The 23,750-nt window shown below is 60.2% G+C and carries 20 protein-coding genes; 15 read left to right on the forward strand and 5 right to left on the reverse strand.

The genetic code is table 11. The annotated features are described in order from the left end of the window. The first annotated feature begins 200 nt into the window (after positions 1-200). The 12 genes from ACA046_RS00695 (at position 201) to ACA046_RS00750 (ending at position 14,968) form a co-directional block, all read left to right on the forward strand. Entirely contained in the window at positions 201-1,559 is a 1,359-nt protein-coding gene (locus tag ACA046_RS00695) for a TolC family outer membrane protein (RefSeq protein WP_076015599.1), read from the forward strand. 41 nt (positions 1,560-1,600) lie between these two features. Continuing rightward, positions 1,601-3,757: a type I secretion system permease/ATPase gene (locus ACA046_RS00700; protein WP_167665619.1), complete on the forward strand. Its 2,157-nt coding sequence runs from the start codon at positions 1,601-1,603 to the stop codon at positions 3,755-3,757. Beyond that, complete coding sequence (locus tag ACA046_RS00705; protein WP_497675697.1) at positions 3,747-5,111, forward strand: HlyD family type I secretion periplasmic adaptor subunit; 1,365 nt, start codon at positions 3,747-3,749, stop codon at positions 5,109-5,111. The genes ACA046_RS00700 and ACA046_RS00705 overlap by 11 nt, the downstream gene beginning before the upstream one ends. A 188-nt stretch (positions 5,112-5,299) precedes the next feature. Next, on the forward strand, positions 5,300-6,193 hold the full coding sequence (locus tag ACA046_RS00710; protein ID WP_497675698.1) for a TauD/TfdA dioxygenase family protein: 894 nt from the start codon (positions 5,300-5,302) through the stop codon (positions 6,191-6,193). A 14-nt stretch (positions 6,194-6,207) separates the two neighbouring features. Continuing rightward, the gene (locus ACA046_RS00715; RefSeq protein WP_177042412.1) at positions 6,208-7,233 is read left to right on the forward strand and encodes an ABC transporter substrate-binding protein; all 1,026 of its coding nucleotides are present in this window, start codon (positions 6,208-6,210) and stop codon (positions 7,231-7,233) included. Between the two features lies 1 nt (position 7,234). Further along, positions 7,235-8,086, forward strand: a complete 852-nt coding sequence (locus ACA046_RS00720) for an ABC transporter ATP-binding protein (RefSeq protein WP_497675699.1) — start codon at positions 7,235-7,237, stop codon at positions 8,084-8,086. Positions 8,087-8,097: 11 nt separating this feature from the next. Beyond that, entirely contained in the window at positions 8,098-8,946 is an 849-nt protein-coding gene (locus ACA046_RS00725) for an ABC transporter permease (protein WP_003218225.1), read from the forward strand. Between the two features lie 171 nt (positions 8,947-9,117). Beyond that, entirely contained in the window at positions 9,118-10,038 is a 921-nt protein-coding gene (locus ACA046_RS00730) for a LysR family transcriptional regulator (protein WP_017478026.1), read from the forward strand. A gap of 229 nt (positions 10,039-10,267) precedes the next feature. Then, complete coding sequence (locus ACA046_RS00735) at positions 10,268-11,803, forward strand: MFS transporter (RefSeq protein ID WP_497675700.1); 1,536 nt, start codon at positions 10,268-10,270, stop codon at positions 11,801-11,803. A gap of 26 nt (positions 11,804-11,829) precedes the next feature. Beyond that, the gene (locus ACA046_RS00740) at positions 11,830-12,888 is read left to right on the forward strand and encodes an HlyD family secretion protein (RefSeq protein WP_459025121.1); all 1,059 of its coding nucleotides are present in this window, start codon (positions 11,830-11,832) and stop codon (positions 12,886-12,888) included. Further along, the gene (locus ACA046_RS00745) at positions 12,885-14,327 is read left to right on the forward strand and encodes an efflux transporter outer membrane subunit (protein WP_459025123.1); all 1,443 of its coding nucleotides are present in this window, start codon (positions 12,885-12,887) and stop codon (positions 14,325-14,327) included. Before ACA046_RS00740 ends, ACA046_RS00745 begins: the two co-directional genes overlap by 4 nt. A 65-nt stretch (positions 14,328-14,392) precedes the next feature. Beyond that, entirely contained in the window at positions 14,393-14,968 is a 576-nt protein-coding gene (locus ACA046_RS00750; protein WP_497675701.1) for a hypothetical protein, read from the forward strand. Here ACA046_RS00750 and ACA046_RS00755 read toward each other — a convergent pair. The 5 genes from ACA046_RS00755 to ACA046_RS00775 all read right to left on the reverse strand — a co-directional run bounded on the left by ACA046_RS00755 (position 14,965) and on the right by ACA046_RS00775 (position 20,001). Then, positions 14,965-15,654, reverse strand: a complete 690-nt coding sequence (locus ACA046_RS00755; RefSeq protein ID WP_497675702.1) for a protein phosphatase 2C family protein — start codon at positions 15,652-15,654, stop codon at positions 14,965-14,967. The two genes, ACA046_RS00750 and ACA046_RS00755, sit on opposite strands and share 4 nt — an antisense overlap. Beyond that, the gene (locus ACA046_RS00760; RefSeq protein WP_076015586.1) at positions 15,651-16,337 is read right to left on the reverse strand and encodes a hypothetical protein; all 687 of its coding nucleotides are present in this window, start codon (positions 16,335-16,337) and stop codon (positions 15,651-15,653) included. Before ACA046_RS00760 ends, ACA046_RS00755 begins: the two co-directional genes overlap by 4 nt. 14 nt (positions 16,338-16,351) lie before the next feature. Next, a complete protein-coding gene (locus ACA046_RS00765) occupies positions 16,352-17,050 on the reverse strand; it encodes a hypothetical protein (protein WP_497675703.1) in 699 nt (232 codons plus the stop codon). Between the two features lie 77 nt (positions 17,051-17,127). Continuing rightward, on the reverse strand, positions 17,128-17,835 hold the full coding sequence (locus tag ACA046_RS00770; RefSeq protein WP_459025133.1) for a DUF3142 domain-containing protein: 708 nt from the start codon (positions 17,833-17,835) through the stop codon (positions 17,128-17,130). Between the two features lie 3 nt (positions 17,836-17,838). Beyond that, complete coding sequence (locus tag ACA046_RS00775) at positions 17,839-20,001, reverse strand: PA5441 family protein (RefSeq protein WP_497675704.1); 2,163 nt, start codon at positions 19,999-20,001, stop codon at positions 17,839-17,841. 209 nt (positions 20,002-20,210) lie between these two features. Here ACA046_RS00775 and ACA046_RS00780 point away from each other — a divergent pair, with 209 nt between their 5' ends. The 3 genes from ACA046_RS00780 (at position 20,211) to ACA046_RS00790 (ending at position 23,693) form a co-directional block, all read left to right on the forward strand. Beyond that, on the forward strand, positions 20,211-21,818 hold the full coding sequence (locus ACA046_RS00780; protein ID WP_497675705.1) for a glycosyltransferase family 39 protein: 1,608 nt from the start codon (positions 20,211-20,213) through the stop codon (positions 21,816-21,818). Positions 21,819-21,876: 58 nt separating this feature from the next. Continuing rightward, positions 21,877-22,122 (forward strand): DUF2789 domain-containing protein, encoded by a 246-nt coding sequence (locus tag ACA046_RS00785; protein ID WP_497675706.1) that lies wholly within the window; start codon positions 21,877-21,879, stop codon positions 22,120-22,122. Between the two features lie 101 nt (positions 22,123-22,223). Next, positions 22,224-23,693, forward strand: coding sequence for a Fic family protein (locus ACA046_RS00790; protein WP_497675707.1), 1,470 nt, complete (start codon positions 22,224-22,226; stop codon positions 23,691-23,693). The last annotated feature ends 57 nt before the right edge of the window (positions 23,694-23,750 follow it).

The raw sequence follows: 23,750 nt of genomic DNA on the forward strand, positions 1-23,750 counted from the left end.
AAACTATTGACCTTATGGCCGCCATCCTAAACAATCGCCCCACTAATGTCACATTGATATTTATGCGGCGAACCGTCCTACATGTGTGAACCAGTTCCGCTTTTGAACTTTCCGACGTACGGTCATTACGGTTGCCATTTTCCGACACAGCGACTCGATCTGCTGTGATTTGAGACAAGAAGTCCTGGGGAATTTTTGAAATGCGTTTGCATCTGTTTAAGGCACTGCCGTTCGTCCTCGCCGCGAGTTTTGTACACGCCCAAACATTGCCTCAGGCCATGCAACAAGCGCTCGACGTGCATCCTGAAGTCCAGGCCGGCGTAAATAGCCGTATCGCCGCCGACTACCAATTGCGAGCCGCCCAAGGTGGCTACCTGCCGAAGGTGGATTTGGCCGGCGGCTACGGTCGTGAAGGCGTGGACAACTCCACCACTCGTGCCACCAATGGCCGTGGCAACAACCAATGGGACACGCTCAACCGCGGCGAATCGAGCCTGCGCCTGCAGCAAATGATTTTTGACGGTTTTGCCACTTCCAGCGAAGTAGGGCGTCAACAAGCCACCGTTAACTCCCGTGCTTATTCGTTGCTTGGCACCTCCGAGCGCACCGGCCTGACCGTTGCCCAGGTTTACCTGGACGTGCTCACCCGTCGTGAATTCGTACGCCTGGCTGAAGAGAACCTGCGCAACCACGAGCGCATCTACGACCAGATCAAATTGCGCACCCAGCGCGGCGTCGGTAACGGTGCTGACCTGGACCAGGCTGAAGCCCGTCTGGCTCAAGCCCGTAACAACCTGATCACCGAGCAGACCAACTTGGCCGACTCCCAGACTAACTATCTGAGTGCCGTGGGCCAGATGCCTGACCAGTTGGAGCGCCCGGCACCGTTCATGGCAATGCTGCCAGCCGATCTGAACGAAGCGCGTCGCCAGATGCTCGACAACAGCCCGATCCTGCGTTCGGCTGAATCCGACATCGTCGCAACCGAACAGCAGTACCAAGCCGCCAAATCGACGTTTTACCCGCGTTTTGATGCTGAACTCGGCACCAATGCCGACAACAACGTCAGCGGTGACCCGTCCCACAGCAATGGCTGGGAAGCCATGTTGCGCATGCGCTTCAACCTTTACTCCGGTGGCAGCAACAAAGCTGACCTGGAATCCAAATCGGCCCTGTCCAACCAGGCCCTGGATATCCGCAATAACGCCTTGCGCCAGTTGAACGAAGAGCTGGGCCTGGCCTGGAATGCCCTGAACAACGCCAACGCCCAAGTGCCGATCGCCCAGCAATACGTCGATCACAGCACCCGAGTACGCACTTCTTACCAGCAGCAATTCAGTTTGGGCCAACGTACCCTGCTCGATTTGCTCGACAGCGAGAACGAACTGTTCACCGCTTCCCGCCGTTTGGAAGAGATCAAAAATATTCAGTTATTTACTCAGTACCGAATCAAGGCGACCATGGGCGAATTGCTCAAAAGCCAGGGAGTGGTCGCGCCAATGGCCTCCGTCGTGCAAAACGACGTGAAGCCTAAAGTCCAACTGCCCGGGATGAATTGAGTCCCCCCTCAAGCCCCATCTGTTAGTCGAGAGTGCCCCGCGTGGAATCAGAAGTCAGTCGAGTTCATCTCAGTCATGATCCACGCACGCTGCACGACGACCCGTTACTTGACGGGTTGCTTGCGCTTTGCGCATTGCATCAGAAACCTGCCAGCGCGGCGATGCTCACCACTGGGCTGCCGTTGCCTGCGCAACGCCTGAGCGCCGAGCTGTTGCCTCGCGCCGCCGCACGCGCGGGGCTACAGGGGCGTTTGTTGCAACGCAAGCTGGAGCAGATTCCGACCATCGCCCTGCCGGCCTTGCTGTTGCTCAAGGACGGTCGCAGCACGGTGCTGGTCGGTTGGCATGGCGAGGACGAAGCCCGCATTCTGCTCAGCGAAAGCGACGGCGGTGAAGTCATCATCAAGCGCGACGTGTTGGCCGATGATTACACCGGCAAAGTGTTCTTCGCCCAACCCCAGCACAAGTTCGACGTCAACCACGGCACGCTGATTCCCCGTGCCCGCTCCTGGTTCCGCGACACCTTGAAGCGCTCGCGCTGGCTTTATACCGACGCCATCGCGGCCAGCTTCCTGATCAACATCATCGCCATGGCTGCGCCGTTGTTCGTGATGAACGTCTATGACCGCGTGGTGCCGAACCAGGCCACGGCCACTTTGTGGGTGCTGGCTATCGGTATTGCTGGCGCCTACCTGTTCGACCTGATCCTCAAAAGCCTGCGCAGTTTGTGCCTGGACCTGGCCGGGAAAAAAACCGACCTGATCATCTCGGCGACGCTGTTCGAGCGCATTGTCGGGATGTCCATGAAATACCGCCCGGCGCGGGTGGGCAGCTTTGCCCAAAACATCCACGAGTTTCAGAGCCTGCGGGATTTCCTCGCGTCATTGACCCTCACCAGCCTGATCGACCTGCCGTTCACCCTGCTGATTTTCCTGGTGATCGCTATCCTCGGCGGGCACCTGGTGTGGATTCCCGTGCTGGCGTTCCCGCTGGCCCTAGGCATCGGTTATGCCTTGCAAAAGCCCCTGGTGGCGACCATGGAGCGAACCATGGCCCTGGCCGCCGAGCGCCAATCGAGCCTGATCGAAACCCTCGCCGGGCTGGATGCGGTCAAGGTCAATAACGCCGAAAGCGAACGCCAATACCAATGGGAACAGACGATTGGCACCCTCAGTCGCCTGGAGCTGCGGGTGAAGTTGCTGTCGGGCCTGTCGATGAACATGACGCTGCTGATTCAGCAATTGGCGGGCGTCGTGATGATTTGCTTCGGTGTTTACCAGATCATCGACGGCAACCTGAGCATGGGCGGCCTGATTGCCTGCTACATGCTCAGTGGCCGTGCCTTGAGCCCGCTGGCTTCGCTGTCCGGCCTGCTGACCCGCTACCAGCAAGCCAAAGTCACCATGAAATCGGTAGACCAGATGATGGAGTTGCCCCAAGAGCGCAACTTCGAAGAGCGTCCGATGAGCCGCCGCACGCTGCAAGGTGCGATCGAATGCCGGGGCCTGAACTTCACCTACCCGGACCAGCAAAACGCCGCACTGAAAAACCTCAACCTGGTGATCAAGCCCGGAGAAAAAATCGGCATTATCGGCCGCAGTGGCTCGGGTAAAAGCTCACTCGCCAAATTGATTGTCGGCCTCTATCAACCCGACTCCGGCGCCTTGCTGGTGGACGGCGTGGACGTTCGCCAGATCGACGTCAGCGAGCTGCGCCATAACATCGGCTACGTACCTCAGGACATCCAACTGCTGGCCGGCACCCTGCGCGACAACCTGGTATCGGGTGCGCGCTATGTCGAAGACGAAATGGTCCTGCAAGCTGCGGAATTGGCCGGCGTCCACGAGTTTGCCCGCCTGCACCCCCAAGGCTACGAGCTGCAAGTCGGCGAGCGCGGGCAGAACCTGTCCGGCGGCCAGCGGCAGAACGTCGCGCTGGCCCGTGCCTTACTGCTCAACCCGCCTATCTTGCTGCTCGACGAACCGACCAGCGCCATGGACAACACCGGTGAAGAACGCTTGAAACAACGCCTGCTAGCTGTGGTGCAAAACAAGACGGTGGTGCTGGTCACGCACCGCGCCTCGCTGCTGTCCCTGGTGGACCGCCTGTTGGTGGTCGATCGGGGTCAGATCCTCGCGGATGGCCCGAAAGCCGTGGTCATGGAAGCGTTGAAGAAGGGGCAGATCAGTGTCGCTTAAGTCCGTCAAAAACTCGATTGGCCGCTACTTCAAGGGCTCCGAATCCCTGCAAGACCAGCCGCTGCCCGAGGTCAACAAAGCACTGATCGAAGATGCGCCGCGGGTCATCCGCCTGACCATCTGGGCGATCATCGCGTTTTTCCTGTTCCTGGTGGGCTGGGCGTATTTTTCCAGCATCGACGAAGTGACGCGCGGTGACGGCAAGGCGATTCCGTCCTCCAAGTTGCAGAAGATCCAAAACCTTGAAGGCGGCATCGTCGCAGAGCTGTACGTCAAGGAAGGCCAGATCGTCGAAGCCGGGGCACCGTTGATTCGCTTGGACGACACGCGCTTTGTGTCCAACGCCGGCGAAACCGAAGCCCTGCGGCTCTCGATGTTGCTGCGGGTCGAACGCTTGAGCGCGCAGGTGGATGACCGCCCGCTGAACATCCCGGACGACGTGCTCAAGGCCGCGCCAAGCCAGGCCGCCAGTGAGCGCTCGTTGTACGACAGTCGCCGTCAGCAGCTCAAGGACGAAGTCGGCGGGTTGCAGGAGCAACTGGTGCAGCGTCAACAGGAACTGCGCGAGTTCTCCTCCAAGCAAGGCCAATACCGCAGCCAGCTGTCGTTGCAGCGCCAGGAAATCAACATGTCCGAGCCGTTGGTGGCCCAGGGCGCGGTCTCGCCGGTTGAAGTGCTGCGGCTCAAGCGTGCGGAAATGGAAACCCGTGGCCAACTTGATGCAACCACCCTGGCGATTCCACGTGCTGAATCGGCGATCAAGGAAGTGCAGCGCAAGATCGACGAAACCCGCGGCAAATTCCGCAGTGAAGCCCTGACTCAACTCAACGAAGCCCGCACAGAACTGAACAAGGCCGCCTCTACCGGCAAGGCCCTGGAAGATCGGGTCAGCCGCACCCTGGTGACCTCGCCGGTACGTGGCATCGTCAAGCAACTGCTGGTGAACACCGTAGGCGGCGTGATCCAGCCAGGCAGCGACATGGTGGAAATCGTACCGCTGGATGACACCCTGCTGGTGGAAGCCAAGATACGCCCGCAAGACATCGCCTTCCTGCACCCGGGACAAGAAGCGGTGGTCAAGTTCACCGCCTACGACTACACCATCTACGGCGGCCTCAAGGCCAAGCTCGAGCGCATCGGTGCCGACACCATCACCGACGAAGACAAGAAAACCACCTACTACATGATCACCCTGCGCACCGACCGCAGCCACTTGGGCACCGATGAGAAGCCGCTGATCATCATCCCCGGCATGGTGGCTTCGGTCGACATCATCACCGGCAAGAAAAGCATCCTCAGCTACCTGCTCAAGCCGATCCTTCGGGCGCGGGCAGAGGCGTTGCACGAGCGCTGATCCGGATTACACGCCCAGGCAAGCCCGGCCCCACATGGATGAATGTTTCCCTGTGGGAGCTGGGCTTGCCCGCAGTTAGGCCGTCCAAAACACCCTTTACAAAAGCCATATCGATATTCGTTAACGGTATTTAAAATGCCGTTCTTATGACTATAAAGTCACTCTCCTGACCGCCCGGGAGTGAACTCATGTCTGCCACCTCTACTGTTCCAACAGCGAACGACACTGCACAAACCTTTGAGATCCGTCCATTTCCCGGCAGTGTCGGTGCCGAGATCATTGGCCTGGACCTGACCCGCCCGGTCAGCGACCAGGACTTCGCCCGCATTCATCGCGCGCACCTGGACTATCACGTCGTGGTGTTCCGCGACCAACGCATCACCCCCGAACAACAGATCGCCTTCAGCCGCCGCTTCGGTGTGCTGCAAATTCATGTGCTCAAACAATTCCTGCTGGCCAACCATCCGGAAATCCTGATCGTCTCCAACATCATCGAGAACGGCCAATCCATCGGCCTGGGAGACGCCGGCAAGTTCTGGCACTCGGATCTCTCCTACAAAGAGCTGCCGAGCCTCGGCTCGATGCTTCATGCCCAGGAGCTGCCGTCCGAAGGCGGCGACACCTTGTTCGCCGACATGCACAAAGCCTGGGACCACCTGCCCGAGCACCTGCGCAAGGCTGTCGAAGGTCGCAGCGCCGCGCACTCCTACACGGCGCGCTACAGCGAAACCAAATTCGAAGGCAACTGGCGCCCGACCCTCACCCCTGAGCAGCTCGCTCAGGTGGCGGAAGTGGTGCACCCGATCGTACGCACCCATCCGGAAAACGGCCGCAAGGCGTTGTTTGTCAGCGAGGGCTTCACCACCCGTATCGTCGGCCTGCCGGACGATGAAAGCCGTGACCTGCTGGCTCAGCTCTACGCCCACAGCGTGCTGCCCGAAAACATTTATCGCCATCAGTGGCAGCCCCACGACCTGGTGTTCTGGGACAACCGCTCGCTGATCCATCTGGCGGCCGGCTGCCCAAGCCACCTGCGGCGCAAGCTGTTCCGCACCACCATCCAGGGCGACGCGCCTTTCTGATCCGGAGCATGACCATGTCCAAGAAAATCCCATTTGCGCGTCTGGCTGCCACGGTCGGCCTGGGCGTCAGCCTGCTGGCCGGCAGCCTTGTTGCACCTGCCGCCGCCCAGGCCGAAGGCGAGATTCGCATCGCCGAGCAGTTCGGCATCGTCTACCTGTTGCTCAATGTGGTGCGCGATCAGAACCTGATCGAGAAGTACGGCAAGCAGGAAGGCATCGACATCAAGGTCGACTGGACCCAGCTGTCCGGCGGCGCCGCCGTCAACGATGCGTTACTGTCCGGTTCCATCGACATTGCCGGCGCTGGCGTCGGCCCGCTGCTGACCATCTGGGACCGCACCCACGGCAAGCAGAACGTGAAAGCCGTCGCCTCCCTGGGCAACTTCCCTTACTACCTGGTGAGCAACAATCCCAAGGTCAAGACCATTGCCGACTTCACCGAAAAAGACCGCATTGCCGTACCCGCGGTGGGCGTCTCCGTACAGTCGCGCTTCCTGCAATACGCCGCGGCCAAGCAGTGGGGCGACAAGGAATTCAACCGTCTCGACAAGTACACCGTGGCTGTCCCGCACCCGGATGCCACGGCTGCGCTGATCGCCGGTGGTACCGAACTGACCGGGCACTTCTCCAATCCGCCGTTCCAGGAACAGGCCCTGACCAACCCGAACGTGCATGTGGTGCTCAACTCCTACGACATCCTCGGCCCCAACTCGCCGACGGTGTTGTTTGCCACCGAGAAATTCCGCAACGACAACCCGAAAACCTACAAGGCGTTCGTCGAAGCGCTGACCGAAGCGGCCCAGTTCGCCCAGAACGACAAAGGCGCCGCCGCCGATACCTACATCCGCGTGACCAAGGCCAAGATCGACCGCGCCGAGCTGCTGAAAATCATCGAAAACCCGCAGTTCGAATTCAGCGTCACACCGAAAAATACTTACCCGCTGGCGGAATTCCTCTACCGCGTCGGGGCGATCAAAAACAAACCCGAATCGTGGAAGGATTACTTCTTCCAGGACGCCAAACCGCTGCAAGGGAGCTGACATGAACGCGCCCTTGCAAGGCCACACGGCCAGCAACCCGAAAACCCCTTCAGCGCTGCTGTCGGTGGACCACGTCAGCCTTGAATACCGCACGCCGGAACGAGTGGTGCGGGCCACCCACCAGGTCAGTTTCGAGATCGACCCGGCGGACCGCTTTGTACTGCTGGGGCCTTCGGGCTGCGGCAAATCCACGCTGCTGAAATCCATCGCCGGCTTTATCAAGCCCTGCGAAGGCGAGATCCGTTTGCTCGGGCAAAAAGTCGAGCAACCGGGGCCGGACCGCATTGTGGTGTTCCAGGAATTCGACCAACTGCCGCCGTGGAAAACCGTCAAGCAGAACGTCATGTTCCCGCTGCTCGCCTCCAAGACCCTCAAGCGTCGCGAGGCCGAAGAGCGGGCGCTGTACTACCTGGAAAAAGTCGGCCTTACGGCTTTTGCCGATGCCTACCCACACACCCTGTCCGGCGGCATGAAGGCCCGCGTGGCCATCGCCCGGGCGTTGGCCATGCAGCCGAAAATCCTGCTGATGGACGAACCCTTCGCCGCCCTCGATGCGCTGACCCGACGCAAGATGCAGGAAGAGTTGCTGCTGCTCTGGGAAGAGGTGCGCTTCACGCTGTTGTTCGTCACCCACTCCATCGAAGAAGCGCTGGTGGTGGGCAACCGCATCCTGTTGCTGTCGCCGCATCCCGGGCGGGTGCGGGCGGAAATTCACAGCCATCAATACGACCTGCACAGCCTCGGCGGTGTGGCGTTCCAGGCTTCGGCGCGGCGCATTCATCGGCTGCTATTTGATGAAGCGCCCGAGGCGGAAACCGAGCTGGGTTTCGCCGATATCCGCATCGCTTATTGAAGGGTTCCACCATGCGCCAGGAATATGAAATCACTCTCGAACCGTTGCCCGGTGTTCGCGTAGAGCGCGAGTTGCCATGGCGTCAACGCTTGTGGCAACAAGGCTGGCTGCGTAAAAGCCTGATCCTGATCGTGCTCGCGATCCTCTGGGAAGCGGCCGCGCGTTATCAGAACAATGACCTGCTGCTGCCAAGCTTCCTGCAGACCCTGAGCGCGTTCTACGACGGCATGGCCAGTGGCGAGCTGTTGAGCAAGGTCAGCATCTCGCTGGTGGTGCTGATCAAGGGTTACCTGATCGGCATTGTGCTGGCGTTCGCCCTGACCACCCTGGCGGTTTCGACCCAATTGGGCCGTGACCTGCTGAGCACCCTGACCTCGATGTTCAACCCGTTGCCGGCGATTGCCCTGCTGCCGCTGGCGCTGTTGTGGTTTGGCCTGGGGCAGAACAGCCTGATCTTCGTGCTGGTGCATTCAGTGTTGTGGGCGCTGGCGCTCAACACCTATTCCGGGTTTCTCGGTGTCTCGGAAACCCTGCGCATGGCCGGTCGCAATTACGGCCTCAAGGGCATGCGTTTTGTGCTGTTCATCCTGATCCCGGCGGCGCTGCCTTCGATTCTCGCCGGGCTGAAAATCGGCTGGGCGTTTGCCTGGCGCACGCTGATTGCGGCCGAGCTGGTATTCGGCGCCACCAGCGGCAAGGGCGGGCTGGGCTGGTACATCTTCCAGAACCGCAACGAGTTGTACACCGACAAGGTGTTTGCCGGCTTGGCAGTGGTGATCCTGATCGGGCTGCTGGTGGAAAATCTGGTGTTCGACACTTTGGAGCGAGTCACCGTAAAGCGCTGGGGCATGCAACGCTAATCACCTGCTGCTCCCTGTAGGAGCGAGCTTGCTCGCGAAAAATGTCCAGGCGACGCGTCCCTTCAGGATGCCCGCGTTATCGTTAACGTTCTTCGCGAGCAAGCTCGCTCCTACAGAGAAGCCTGCTACGATTGCGCCAAGTTCACTCCCTACCCATCACGAGTGCTTGGCATGCAATTACCGGACATGAACCTGCTGGTCGCCCTCGACGCCTTGCTCGACGAGGGCAGTGTGGTGGGTGCCGCGCGGCGGATGAACCTGAGCCCGGCCGCCATGAGCCGCACCCTCACGCGAATCCGCGAGGCAGTGGGTGATCCGATCCTGGTGCGCGCCGGTCGCGGCCTGGTGCCGACGCCCAAGGCCCTGGAGTTGCAGGGCCAGGTGCGTAACGTGGTGGAACAGGCGGCGCTGCTGTTCCGCTCGGCGGACGAAGTGGACTTGCGCACGTTGCGCCGCCGGTTCAGCGTGCGGGCCAATGACTTTTTTGTCGGGGTGTATGGCGGTCGGCTGTTCGACACCATGGAGCGCATGGCACCGCTGTGCGAGCTGCGCTTCGTGCCCGAAGGCGACACCGATGATGAAGCCCTGCGGGAAGGCAGGCTCGACCTGCGGGTGGGCAACACTATGCCGATCACCCCGGAAGTGAAGGTGCAGAACCTGTTCACCACCACCTTCGTTGGGCTGGCGCGGGAAGGGCACCCGTTGTTCGATGGGGAAATCACCGCCGAACGGTTCGCCAGCTACTCCCACATCAGCATCTCCCGGCGCGGCATCGCCCGTGGTCCGATCGACACCGCGCTCAACGCCCAAGGCCTGGAACGTCGAGTCGCCATGATCGCCCCGGGGTTTCACGGCGCGATGTTCATGCTGCCGGACTCCGACCTGATCCTGCCGGTGCCCAAGGAAGCGCTCTACAGCGCCAATCGCCTGAAGCTGCCGTTGCGCGCATTCACCCTGCCAATCTCCCTGCCGACCCTGGTGTTGACCCAGGCCTGGCACCCGCGTTTCGACAAAGATCCGGCCCATAAATGGCTGCGCGAAACCATGCGTGAATGCTGCGAGGCGACGTGGCAAGAAGCGCAACCCACGTGAGTCGCAAGTGAGCTCGGTCAATGTGGGAGCTGGCTTGCCTGCGATGCGGGCGACCCGGTTTTTCAGGAATAGCGAGGTAATGTCATCGCGGGCAAGCCCGGCTCCCGCAGGGATCGCCTATATTTTGATCATTGCGTCTGGTGCACTTATAAGCTTCCTATAAGTCACTTTTTGTCATGTCTAAGCCTGATTAAACTGCTCGGGTATTTCCTATTCCGAGTTGTAGTTCATGACGTCCCTCGCTGCTCCCGCACCCCTGGCCGCAGCCAAGCCGACCGCCATCACCCCGCCCGTTTTCGGCCCGCGCATCATCATCGGCCTGGTGGGCGTATTGCTCGCAGTGCTGGTGTCCGGCCTCAACGAGATGGTGACCAAAGTCGCCCTCGCCGATATTCGCGGTGCGATGTACATCGGCTTCGACGAAGGCACCTGGCTGGTGGCTGCGTACACCGCCACCTCCGTCTCGGCGATGGCCTTTGCACCCTGGTGTTCGGTGACGTTCTCTCTGCGCCGTTTCACCCTGTGTGCCATTGGCCTGTTCACCGTGCTTGGCGTGCTGTGCCCGTTCGCGCCGAATTACGAAAGCCTGCTGATTTTGCGCACGGTACAAGGCCTTGCCGGCGGCGCTTTGCCGCCGATGCTGATGACCGTAGCGCTGCGGTTCCTGCCGGCCCACGTCAAGCTGTACGGCCTGGCGGGCTACGCCCTGACTGCGACCTTCGGCCCCAGCCTCGGTACACCGTTGGCGGCAATGTGGACCGAATACGTCGGTTGGCAATGGGCGTTCTGGCAGATTGTCGGGCCGTGCCTGCTGGCCATGGCTGCTGTGGCCTACGGCTTGCCTCAGGATCCCGTCCGCCTGGAGCGCTTCAAGCAGTTCAACTGGCGCGGCCTGCTACTGGGGTTCCCGGCGATCTGCATGCTGGTAATCGGCCTGTTGCAGGGCAACCGCCTGGACTGGTTCGAATCACCGCTGATCACCTCGTTGCTGATCGGCGGCCTGGTGTTGCTGGTGTTGTTCATGATCAACGAGTGGTCGCACCCGATGCCGTTTTTCAAGTTGCAGATGCTCGGCATCCGCAACCTGGCGTTCGCGCTGATCGTGCTCGCCGGCGTGCTGATTGTGCTGCTGGCGGTGACCATCATTCCGTCCAGCTACCTGGCTCAGGTGCAAGGCTACCGCCCGCTGCAAACTGCCCCGGTAATGCTGATCATGGCGCTGCCGCAGTTGATTGCGCTGCCGTTGGTGGCGGCGCTGTGCAACCTGCGTTGGGTTGATTGCCGCTGGGTATTGGGCATCGGCTTGAGCATGCTGATCCTGTCCTGCGTGGGCGGGGCGCAACTGACGTCGGCGTGGATCCGCGATGACTTCTACGCGCTGCAATTGCTGCAAATTTTCGGGCAACCGATGGCGGTGTTGCCGCTGTTGATGCTCTCCACCGGCAGCATCACGCCGCAAGACGGGCCGTTCGCCTCGGCGTGGTTCAACACCGTCAAAGGTATGGCCGCCGTGGTCGCTACCGGCGTGATCGACGCCCTGACCACCCACCGCCTGCATTTCCACTCGACCATGTTGGTGGATAGCCTGGGCAACTCGCCCCTGGCCGACAGCGATGCCGCCGGCCTTGCCCATCGCTTGCACCAGCAGGCCGTGGTGCTCACTTCTTCGGATCTCTACTACGTCATGGCCGGTGTCGCGGCGGTGTTGATCCTGCTGATTTTCTGGATGCCGACGCGGATCTATCCGCCCCGCGCGCCGACTTGATTGCTCACTGAGCCAAAGGGATCGTTATGAAACGCAAAGACAAAATCGCTGTAACCGTCATCACCGTGTTCGCCGTGGGTGTGCTGGTTTACCTGCTGGCGCCGGGCGTGTTCGGCAGCAAGCGCCAGAGCACCAACGACGCCTTCGTCGCCGCCGACTACACCCTGGTGGCGCCACGTGTGGCCGGGTTTATCAAGGAGGTGCTGGTGGAAGACAACCAGCGGGTCAAGGCCGGCCAGTTGCTGGCGCTGATCGATGACCGTGACTTCCGCGCCGCAGCCCAGGCGGCCGACGCCGATACCCTGGTGGCCCAGGCGCAGCTGAAAAACGCCACGGCGACCCTGGAGCGGCAAAGCTCGGTGATCGCTCAAGCTCAGGCCACCGTCGCGGCGGACCGTGCCGAAGTGGCGTTTGCCGAGCACGAGCTGAACCGCTACAACCACCTCGCCGGCGTAGGCGCTGGCACCGTGCAAAACGCCCAGCAAGCCAAGACCCGCATCGACCAGGCCACCGCGCGCCTGGCGAATGCCACGGCGGTACTGGCTGCCGAACGCAAGCAGGTGGAAATCCTCAGCGCCCAGCGCGACGCGGCCGAAGGCGGTCTGAAACGTGCCCAGGCGGCGCTGGAAATAGCCAGTTTTCAATTGTCGTACACCCGCATCGTTGCACCCGTGGACGGCATGGTCGGCGAGCGGGCGGTGCGGGTTGGCGCCTATGTGACGCCGGGCAGCAAGATCCTCGCCGTGGTGCCGCTGGCCGAGGCTTATGTGGTGGCCAATTTCCAGGAGACCCAACTGTCCCACATGCACGCAGGCCAAGCGGTTGAAGTGCGGGTCGACAGCCTCGACGGTGACGTGCTCAAGGGGCACCTTGAAAGCCTGGCGCCGGCCACCGGAGTGACGTTTGCCTCGGTCAAGCCGGACAACGCCACCGGCAACTTCACCAAGGTGGTGCAGCGCATTCCGGTGAAAATCATTCTGGAGCCCGGCCAGGCGCTGACCGAACGCCTGCGGGTCGGCATGTCGGTGGAAGCCAGCGTCGACACCCACGCCGCCGCCCAGCCACGCGAGGTCGCCCAGCAATGAGACGTCTCGCCTGGATTACCTTGAGCCTGCTCAGCCTGAGTGCCTGCACCGTTGGTCCGGACTTCCAGCGTCCGCAAAACCCGCTGGGCAAATGGACCGAGCCTCAGGGCCGACAAGCCGCCAGTCATGCGGTCAACGACCCGCTGGAGGAGCGCTGGTGGGAAGTGTTCCACGACGCACAACTCACCGCGCTCACCCGTCGCGCGCTGACCGATAACCTCGACCTGAAACTCGCCAGCAGTCGCCTGCAACAAAGCCGTGCGGCGCGCCAGGTGATCACTTCCGAGCGCTACCCGACCGTCAACGCCACCGGCGATTACCTGCGCCAACGCAACAGCGCCGATGGCTTGAGCGATCCCTCCGGCAAGAATGGCCGCTCGGCCTTTAACCAGTGGGACATGGGCTTTTCCGCCGCCTGGGAACTGGACTTCTGGGGCCGGGTAAAACGCGAAACCGAAGCCGCCGACGCTACCTTGCAAGTCGCCGAAAACGACCGCCGTGCCGTGCTGTTGTCAGTGCTGGCGGAAACCGCCCAGGACTACATCCAACTGCGCGGCGTGCAGAACACCCGGGCCGTCACCGAGCAAAACCTCGACGTCGCCCGCCACAGCCTCAAGCTGTCGCAACTGCGCCTGGCCGACGGGGTTGCCACTGACCTGGACGTAGCCGAAGCCGCCGCTCAAGTCGCCGCCATTGAGGCGCGCCTGCCGGACTTGCAGCAACGCCAGGACCAGTTGATCAACGCCCTGAGCCTGCTGATGGGCGAGCCGCCACAAGCCTTGTATGCCGAACTGTCCAAGGACGCCGCCGTGCCGCAGACCCAGCGTCAGGTTGCCATCGGCCTGCCGTCGCAACTGGCCGAACGTCGCCCCGATATCCGTCAGGCAGAAGCGCGCTTGCATGCCGCCACCGCTTCCATCGGCGTGGCCAAGGGCGACTTCTACCCGCGCATCACCCTGTCCGGCAGCGTGGGCTCCCAGGCGTTGCAGTTGGCGGACTTAGGTTCATGGAGCTCCCGTGCATTCGCCTTTGGCCCACAACTGAGCTTGCCGATTTTCAACGGTGGCCGATTGCAAGGCATGCTCGATCTGCGCGAAGCCCAGCAACAGGAAGCGGCCCTGGCCTACCAGCAAACCGTGCTGCGGGCCTGGCATGAAATCGACGACCAACTGACTCGCTACAACGCCAGCCAACTGCGCCGCGACAGCCTTGCCGAAGCCGTCCGGCAGAACCAGATCGCCCTTGCCACTGCACAGCACCAATACGTCGAAGGCGTAGTGGATTTCGTCAACGTGCTGACGGTGCAAAGCGCGTTGCTGGCGACGCAAGAGCAGTGGGTGGAAAGCTCCACCGGCGTGTCCCTGGCCATGGTCGGGTTGTACAAGGCGTTAGGCGGGGGCTGGGAATCGGTGTATCCGTTGCAGACCGCCGGGCGGTAAACTTTTGGGGCATTTGGCCGTTAGCCTTTTCCAGCCAAATAACTTCCAGGAGCTTCCCAGTGTCAGTGATCGACAACCCCTACGCGCCGCCGCAGGCCGAATTGAGCCAACCGCTCGCCGCTGCATCCACGTTTTTTGTGGTCGCACCGCGCAAGCTGGTGATCATGATTCTGCTGACCTCGGGTATGTATTTCGTCTATTGGTTCTACAAGCAGTGGACCTGCTATCGGCAGGCGACTGGCGCGAACGTCTGGCCGGTTGTGCGGGCGTTCTTCTCGGTGATTTTCCTTTACCCGCTGATCATGAAAATCCGCCGGCAAGTTGAGGTCAAGGCTCCGACGTATCAATGGCAGCCACGCAGCGTGGCCATCGGGTTGGTTGTCTGCGGTGCTTTGCCCTACACGTACTCATGGGCCCTCGCGCCGCTGACCGCGATGAAGATCAGTGCTTGCCTGACGATTGTGCATCTCTACCTGATGGTGCAGGTACAGCGCGCGGTGAACCAAGTGGAGAATGACCTCAGGGGTGAGGTGAACAAGCGCCTGACCTTGGCCAACTGCATCTGGATCGCTATCGGGTTGTGTTTTTACGCGCTCTCGATTGTATCGGCGATGCGGTTAGCTGAGCTGGCGCGGGGTTAGAGATGAGCTGCTTCTGCAGCTTGCAGCAGCATGAAGGTAATGTCGTCGTCGCCTTGGAGATCATCGAGGCTTTGGCCCGCAATAGCCTTAAGTTGTTCCGCAGGTGAGAGCTCAGCCCAAAAACCGTCGGTGGCCAAGATCCACTTCGTATCAGGGCTTGCTTGCAACGATTGGATATGCGGCTCATGCGGCCTGCGATAACTCATGCAGTTCCACAGTATTTTACGTGTAGGGCTGCTGGCGATAAGGTCTTGGCTAAGGTCGCTCTTCCAGTTGGGGCCGCAGTGAGGCGGGCTTAGCCAGTTTACCGCGCGCCCATCTTCCAGCTGTCCCAGGCAACAGTCACCTGCGTGAATGGAAACGGCGGTGTGGCCATGAGTCATGAGTACGAGGTAGCTGGCGGAGGCGAAGGGGTAATTTGCGCAAAGGGTTGAGCGTACTTCGCTGAGTGAAGTGAGTGTCAGATCAAGGGTTTTGTCGGGACAGGAAATCTCAGAGCGCTTGAGGTTGGAAAAGGAAGCCAGCACATAGTGAGTCAGTGCCCGCGCCAAGGCGCCGCTTTCGGGCTTTGAGGTGCCGTCTGCTATTACGTAAAGGTAGGCACCGCTGTTGTATGCCGAGCCGGCGGCGTCCCTGTTTTCCGCTCGGTTGGTTCCTTGGCGGGTTACGCTCACAGGTAGGGTCAAGCGTGCGCTCCGGATGCAATCATTGTGTTCAGCCGTTCATGAATCAACGTTTCACGATCAGGGTCCTGAGCTGTACTTTGAACCACGTCTAAAAACGCCGTAAGCCTCAGGAGTTCAGAAAGTTGTTGGCTGACGAACGTTCGTAGCTCGCTCGGCGCTTGCTTCATTTCTTCACCCAGCTCTTCGCGGCCATCAACCAATGCGATGATGTCTTCAATGTCGTTGGACATCAGAACATCCCCGTTTCCTCGCCCCTTATAGGCCTGCAGTTTCGCGGCAAGAAACCACGGCGCAGCGAATACCTTGATTCGAATGCCGTCGGGCAGGTCGTGGTAAACAGCATTTTCCAACCCGCCCACGAACCAGGTATTTGAAAACCCTAATACCTTTTCATCCGTCGGCATAAAGTCGACTTTCAGGGCGCCCAGGCGCAAGCGGCAGGTAACAGTGTCTTGTCCGGTATTCTTGAAGCCCTTGGATTTGAGATGATCCTCCAGCCGATACCAGTCAGCGGTACTTGTCAGGTGAATGACCAGATCGACATCGTCGGTGCCACGAATGGATTCCTGAGTGAATTCATCGGTGATAAGCAGGACAGTGGTGCATCCGCCGACGAAGGCCACTTGTTCCCGCAGCTCCTCCCCCAGCGCCTCAGCAACCTCTCCAAGCATGCGCAGCATCATTGTTCTGTTTGAGTTCAAAGGATCCACTCCCGCAGCATGGCGTCGGCCACTTTGGTTTCTCGTGGGCCACCGATACGAATGGCGTCGACGAGGGCGAGGAAGTGGTAGAGAAGCTCGTCCTTTTTTACTGCGCCCGGGACAGTTTTATATAAGGGTGTGATTTCCTGACCTTTACTTTTGCCATAGGCATCAGGCCAAACAGGCATGAGGTCGCCGCCACTCATGACTTTCCCTGCCAGGATCGGGGCTGCGAATGCAGTCGGAATGCCTCTCACAATAGGGCCGGGCTTCACGGGAAATATATAGCGAATGCTGTAGGTCACCAGATCGAGAAGCGCTTTGCTTCTAACCAGTGGTGAACCGTCGGAGTGGTTTGTGTAAATCAGGCCAATGTCGCGGCAGCGATTGAGTGACGAGGACACTTCGGTTTTGCTTAGCCCGAGTGCGGAAGATAGAGCTCGCACGGAATAGCTTTGAAGATTGCCCTTCTCTACTTCTTCGTCGCGATCATCCCAGCCACGCCAATCTTCCGGCTCGGAAAACTGATAGGTCTTGAGATAACTGAAGGTGCCGTCAGAGTGCTGCATTCTCTGGGCCCATGGGTCATGCTCGTCATTGGGGACGGTAAATTCGCGCTTTTTTATGCGCTCCCCTTTTGCCCGCAGTTCAAGACTGATTAGTTTGAACAGAACTACGATATCTTGACTTTTCATGGGGCTCCGGTTCCGAGTGTCCTCTGTCCGCGGACAGAGGACACTTTCTTGCATAAAGTCTTAATCCGTGTCAAGCATCAGGTCGGATTCTGCAAAAACACCACATACCCACGAAACCACTCATTCCCCTTCAAATACCCCGGCTCCTCCCATTCCCCACCCTGAATCAACCCAATCTTGAACGGCACCCCCAGCCGATTCATGCGTGGCAGGTACGCCGCGTAATCCGGGATGCTGTGGCGGCCCTGGTAGGTTTGCACCACCACTTCATCAATCACGCCTTTGAGTTGTGCGATGGCGGCCGGGTCAGCATTGCTGCTCCAGTCCATCAGCCCGGTGATGCTCAGGCGCAAATCGTTGGGCAGGCGTTGGCGCAGGTCGCGCAGGAAGTCGGCGTATTCGTTGAGGTATTGCGTGCGTGCGTCGAAGTCGATCTGGATGCCAACCACCGGGTTGCCCGCGTCTCGCCAGCGTTGCACTTGGCCGAGCATCTGGGTGTAGACCGACTCGGGCCAGTGCAGGGTGTGGGCGCGGTACACCACCCAGATTTCACCTTGGGTGATGCGCGGCACACTCATGCCCTGGGCGATGAATTGCACGCCACGCTGGGGCGCGCGGCGGGTTGAGTTGATCTGGCCCTGGAGGATGTACAGGGTTTTCGCCTGCTTGAGCACCGGCTGTGGCGCGACGCCGCTCCACAGCCAGAACGCATCATGGTCGCGGGCGTCTACCGCGCCGAAGGCCGGGCTTGCCAGCAGGAGCAGGGCCAGCCAGAAGCGCTTCACGGCTTACCAGTAGTACTGCTGCGACTTGCCCCACTGGGTATCGGCAAACCCGGTTTTCAGCTGGCGGAACCAGCCTTTGCGCACCGCCTTGTCGACGTCTTCGCCACCGCAGCTGTTGTAGCCCGAAGGCCCATAGCAATTGATGGCGCGAAACAGTGCGTAGGCCTTGTCGTTGTGAGGGGCCTTGGGATTGCCGATCACCCGCTTGTAGCCTTCGAGCCGCGAGAAGGTTTCACCCTTGAAGGGCGAGGCGGTACTGCCCAGGCTGCCGGCGGAGCGCGCTTGTTCCAGGGGCATGCCGTCCAGACCGTTACGCAGGACGAATTCACCGAGGCAGTTCAGGCCCTGCGGGTTTTTCGGATCGGCCTGCAGGGTGCTGGCGATTTGCGCGATGCTCGGGCAGTTGTAGCCGGACTCGGCCTTTTCACCGTTCCATTGGAACAGTTTCAACGACTGGCCGCCGCCGTAGACGTAACCCAGGCTGGTGCCGAGCTTGTCGTCGGGAACCGAGGCAGGCAGTTGTTTCAAGTCCTCGGCGAAGGTCTCGAATTGGCCGCGCATCAGGTCTTTATAAAGCAATGTGAATTGCGCGGTCTGGCGCTCTACCGGGTCGTTGGCATCGGCAAGCTGTTGGCGCAGCAGATCAGGACCGGCGACGTTGCGCAGCAGGATATAGCGCACCTGTTTGGCACTGATCGGCGAGTCGGCGGCGAATACCTTGGCCAGTTGGCCGCTGCGTTCGTAGTTCATCGCCAATGCCAGCTCCAGCTGGTCGCGTTGCAGCGGTTGTTTGGCTAGCGGCAGCAGTTGCAGCCACAGCGCTTCGGCGGCTTTCCAGTCTTCCTTGGCTTCCAGTGCCAGGCCGCGCAAGGTCTGTTGGCTGAAGGCGAAGTAGTCCAGATTCGACGGCACGTCTTGCGGCAACAACTTCAAGGCGCGATCGGGTTGATGCTCGACGTACACGGCAAACGCCGCTTGCACGTAGGCGTACAGCGCCGGTTCCTGGGCGAATATCGACTTTTGCCCGTCAAGGGCTTCGCGAGTGAGCCTTGGCGGTTCACCGGCGCGCATCCACATCAGGTCGTTGAGGGCCAGGATCAACGGATTGCCCACGGGTGCCGTGGTGGTGGTCAGCAGCTTGGTGTCGGCTTCCTGCACAAGTTCATCCAGCGATACGTTGCGCTGGGCATCGGTGGCCTGGGTCAATTGCCAGGCAAAGTCGTTTGCCAGTTTGTCGGGGTTGGGCGCCAGCCAGTACACCCGGCGCAGCAGGCCGCGGGCGGAAGCGGCGTATTCGCCCTGTGGATAAGTTTTCAGGTAATCATCGAATCCAGTCTCGGCCCGTTGCAGCGCGGACTTATCCACATGCTCAAGCGAGGGGGTGCCGTATTCGTCGAAAGCATTTTGCTGGGCGTCGTTCAGCGCGGTGCGCGCCGTCATGTACAACGCCGTTTCCTTGAGCCAGGGCAGCGAACTGCTCGTCAGCGCCGTGAAGCCTTTTTGTGCGTCGCTGAAGCGCCCGCTGTAAAAATCCCCGGCCGCTTGCAGGTAGGCCAGCAATGCCTGGCCGTCTGCCGATTTCAACTGATCGGCCTCGCCCGCAGGGACGCCGTCCGAGGAACAGCGGGTGAGCATCTGCAAGCGCAGTTTGGCCAGCAACTGGCGCTCGGCCTGCGGTACATCGGCCTTCACCACCTGGCTGATAAACGCGGCGGCGCTGTCATCGGCGTTGCTGCGGCAACGGCTGCCTTCGCCGGAAAGGAAGGCTTCACCGGCGGCCTTGTAGTCATCGCGCTTGATGCCCAGTGGGCTGAGCAGTTCATCCAGTTCGGCGGTGCGCGAGTCGTCGGGCTGGTTGTCGGGCTCATCCGCTGCGGGCGTGAGCCGATACGCCGGGAATGGCACCGGGCCAAAGCCTTCGGAAAAATCCTGCTCGCCCAGGGCATTCGGTGCCAGCGGCATGACGTTTTTGTCTGCCAGCAGCAGCCGCAGGTTGACCCGGCTGTCATTGCCCGGGCTCAAAAACGGCAGGTTGCTGCACACGTCCAGGCTGTTACGCGACACCCGCCAATCCGGGTAGCACGAATCATCGCCGCTGGCGTGGGCCTGAAGGGGAAGAGTGGCGAGCAATGCCAGTGCCAGGGGTGACAGAAGACCGATGCGCATGAAGTGTCCTTGATCCTGAATCCATGGAAGGCTGCAATCATAGCCTGATCCGGCCAATGCGTCGGAGATGCCCTGCGCAAAATTCAGATTTGTCCGATTGGCGGATGGCGGCTCAAAACGAGCAAAACAGCGGGCGAATCGAGGTCTTTTCACCTAGAGTGGCGGGTGTTCGCGCAAGCGCAGGTTTGGTAGTGGGTGAGGAAGTAGAGGTGCGACGCTCTGTGGCGGAACAAGACAACAAGGCCGGGGCCTTTCCCGTGGTCAATCCTGGCCTGTGGGAGCATGCCGGTTGGCTCGCTCGATTGTGGTGGGTGCCGTTGGTGGCATTGGCCATGGCCGTGCGCTTCTATGGTTTGACCGCCTCCGCGATTTGGGGAGATGAAGGTTCAAGCCTGCTGCTCGCCGAGTACTCCCTGGAAGACCTGTGGTTTCACGCCGCCCATGACGTTCATCCGCCGCTGTATTTCTTCATGCTGCGCGGCTGGATCGAGCTGTTTGGCGACAGTATTTTCTCCCTGCGCAGCATGAGTGCGATCCCAGGCGTGGTCGCCGTCGGCCTGGGCGTCTGGCTGACACGCCTGGTCGCGACCCGCCGCGCGGCGGTACTGGCCGGAATTCTGTTGGCGTTGCTGCCCACGGCGGTGCGCTACAGCCAGGAAGTACGGATGTATTCGCTGCTGGGCGTGTGGCTGCTGGCTGCCACCCTGGCATTGGTGTATTGGGTCCGCCAGCCTGAGCGCAAGCGGTATCTGGTGGTCTATGCGCTGTTGATGACAGCCGCCTTCTACACCCACTACTTCACAGCGTTGTGCGTGCTGGTGCACTGGACTTGGCTGGTATTGCTGCGGCTGCCACGGGCCGGCGGCCTGCGCCTTGTCACCCGTCCGGGCTGGTGGTTGGCCAACGTGGCGATTGTGTTGCTGTACTTGCCCTGGCTGCCGAACTTGCTCGGCCTGGTGCAGCACACTGAAGAACTCAAGGTGGGGGGTGATATTGGCTGGGAAGACCCGGTCAACCTGTATTCCCTACCGTCGATGGTGTGGCAGTTCCTCATTCAGGACCCGGGCGACCATGTGTGGCGGCCACTGTTTGTCGGGTTTCCGTTGTTGCTGGTAGCGCTGGTGGGCGTGACCGCCTGGCGCGATCAAAGCCGCTATCGCTTTGGCTGGTTGCTGGCGCTTTTCTTCATGCTGCCGGTACTGCTGGTCTATGGGGTTTCGTTTATTTCCCCGGTGTTTATCGAACGTTATCTCACGGCCTACGCGATGAGCTTGCCGATCATCGTGGCGGTGGCTTTCGACCGTCTGTCGCACCGCGTGTCACTGGCCGCGGCGGCGCTTTTCGTGCTGTTTGTCGGGGTCGAACTGGTGGGCGTGAAGACCAACTCCACCGTCGATGAACATGATCAATTCAACGTCGCGGTGGAGTTCGTCAACCGCAACTACCAGGAAGATGACCGCATCGTCATCAGCGACATGCTGTGGTACTTACCCTACGTCTATTACGACGAGACCGACGCCCAGTTGCAGCTCTTCACACCGCCGACCCCCGCCGGCAAATCGACGCGGCCGAATGCCTATGGTTTTGGCACTTTAGTGGACCAGGATGGCGGTCGGATTTACCTGGATCGCCTGTCGGCGTTGCCAGCCGAAATCCAGCGTGTCTGGCTGATCAGCGCCGCTGACGGCCCGGATGATTTTGCCCCATTGCCGGCAGGATGGCGCCAGCTCAGCCAGCAGGATGGCGGTGGCGCACGGGCCCGACTGTTTGTGCTGTGCAACGCGCCGGCAGGTGTTCACCGCACTGGCTGCGATTAATCTGCGCAGCACCTCAGAGGTTCTAGACTCAGGTGAACCCCTCCTTCAGGAACGCACCATGGAATCTCCAGTCCACAGCTTGCCGTCATTGTTCAAACAGCTTGGCTTGCCGGATGACCCGGTGAGCATCGAGCGCTTTATCGCGGTGCATTCCCCACTCAAACCCGAACTGCATCTGGCGGATGCGTTTTTCTGGACGCCAGGCCAGAAGGCGTTTTTGCGTGAAGAGATTTTGGAGGATGCGGATTGGGCGGAGGTGGTGGATGAGTTGAACTTGCGGCTGAGAGAGGGGCGCGGGGTGTAAAAAAAATTTTGTAAAAGCCCCTTAATGTAAAAATAAATGGTGAGAGGTAAAAAAAACTGAGCTTTAATGCCCCTAGTTAATTTTTTCTAGGGACGCTCACCATGCCCGTCGTTGGTTACGCTCATTTATGTGAGGCGTTGAGCCTTAAGGTCATCGCTCCCAAGCGCGTCGCCATGATCAAACCGGTGACCCGCATCACCTTGATTGGTGATTGCCTGGCGGTCCCGCAATCGGTGGCACCCGGACAAGATTCTTTATTCGAGCATGTGCTGTTCGCCCTCAAGCATGAAGGCATCAACCTGCCTGTTTTGGCTCAGACATTTGAGCAGTTTGGCCCTGAGCCTTTTCTGTCTGAACTCGCCAAGTCTCCCAATGGAGTGTTTATTCGCAAAGCCTGCTTCCTATGGGAAGGGCTCACTGGACGCTCGCTGGATTACACGACGCCGGTGCGCGGAAGTGTTGTTTTTTTGTTCGATCCCAAGCGCTATGTAACTGGCCCCAGTACCCGCAATAGCCGCTGGCGAGTCGATTTCAACGGTCTGGGCTCGTTGCATTACTGTGCCACCGTAGAGCGCACTCCCCAGATAGAGACGTTACTCGCGCTGGATGTGTTGGGCCGCGCCAAGTCCTTCATGGCCACCCTCCCGCCTGAAATGATGGACCGCGCCATCCAATGGGCTTACCTGCATGAAACCCGCGACTCGTTCGCCATCGAAAAAGAACAACCTAGCGAAGAAAAGTCCCGTCGCTTCGTTCAACTGCTGCGCCAGGCCCATGAAGGGCGCCTGCTCACCGAGGACTACCTGGTAGAGCTGCAAAACAGCACTGTATCCAATCCCTTCGACAAAGCGGTCGCCTTCCGTCACGAGCAGAATCACCTGCATAACGGTCTGAGGGGCGCTGCGGGCGTCAGCTACGTGCCCCCCGCGCCGGATTTGTGCCAGGAGTTGATGGAAGAGCTAATGGCATTTGCCAACCAGCCAGTGCGGGACGTCGACCCATTGGTGGCAGCAGCAGTGACCGCCTTTGGCTTCGTGTTCTTGCACCCGTTCATGGACGGCAATGGGCGCCTGTCGCGCTTTCTGGTTCATCAGACGCTCTGTCATTACGGTGCTTTGGAAAACGGGCTGTTACTGCCGGTATCGGTCGCGATGAAGCATGAGGAACAAGCCTACCTGCAAGCCCTCAAGGCATTCTCACAACCCTCCCGGGAATTCTGGAATGTCACCTGGCTGGATGGCGACCAGATGGCCTTTGACTTCATTGGTCATCCTTCGATTTATCGCTATTGGGATGCCACTCGCTGCGTTGAATTCACCCTGCAGATGGCCCGCCGGGCGCTTGAAGTAGAGCTACGTGAGGAAACCGAATTCCTGGACCGTTACGACCGTGTGGTTAAAGCGGTGAACGAGCGGTACGACGTGCGCGGCAGCGATCTGTCAAAGCTGGTGATGATGTGCCTGGATAACGAGGGCAAGGTTTCCCGGCACAGGCGTAAGCAGTTCCAGTACAGCGTTGCGCAGGAGGTGTTTGAGTTTATTGAGGAGGAGGTGGAAAGGGTGACGGCATAGCGGTGCTTGGCGCGCTGCAAAAAAACCGAACATCACACTGATGTTTCCCGCTCATGA

The sequence above is a fragment of the Pseudomonas sp. LBUM1641 genome (assembly GCF_059716235.1).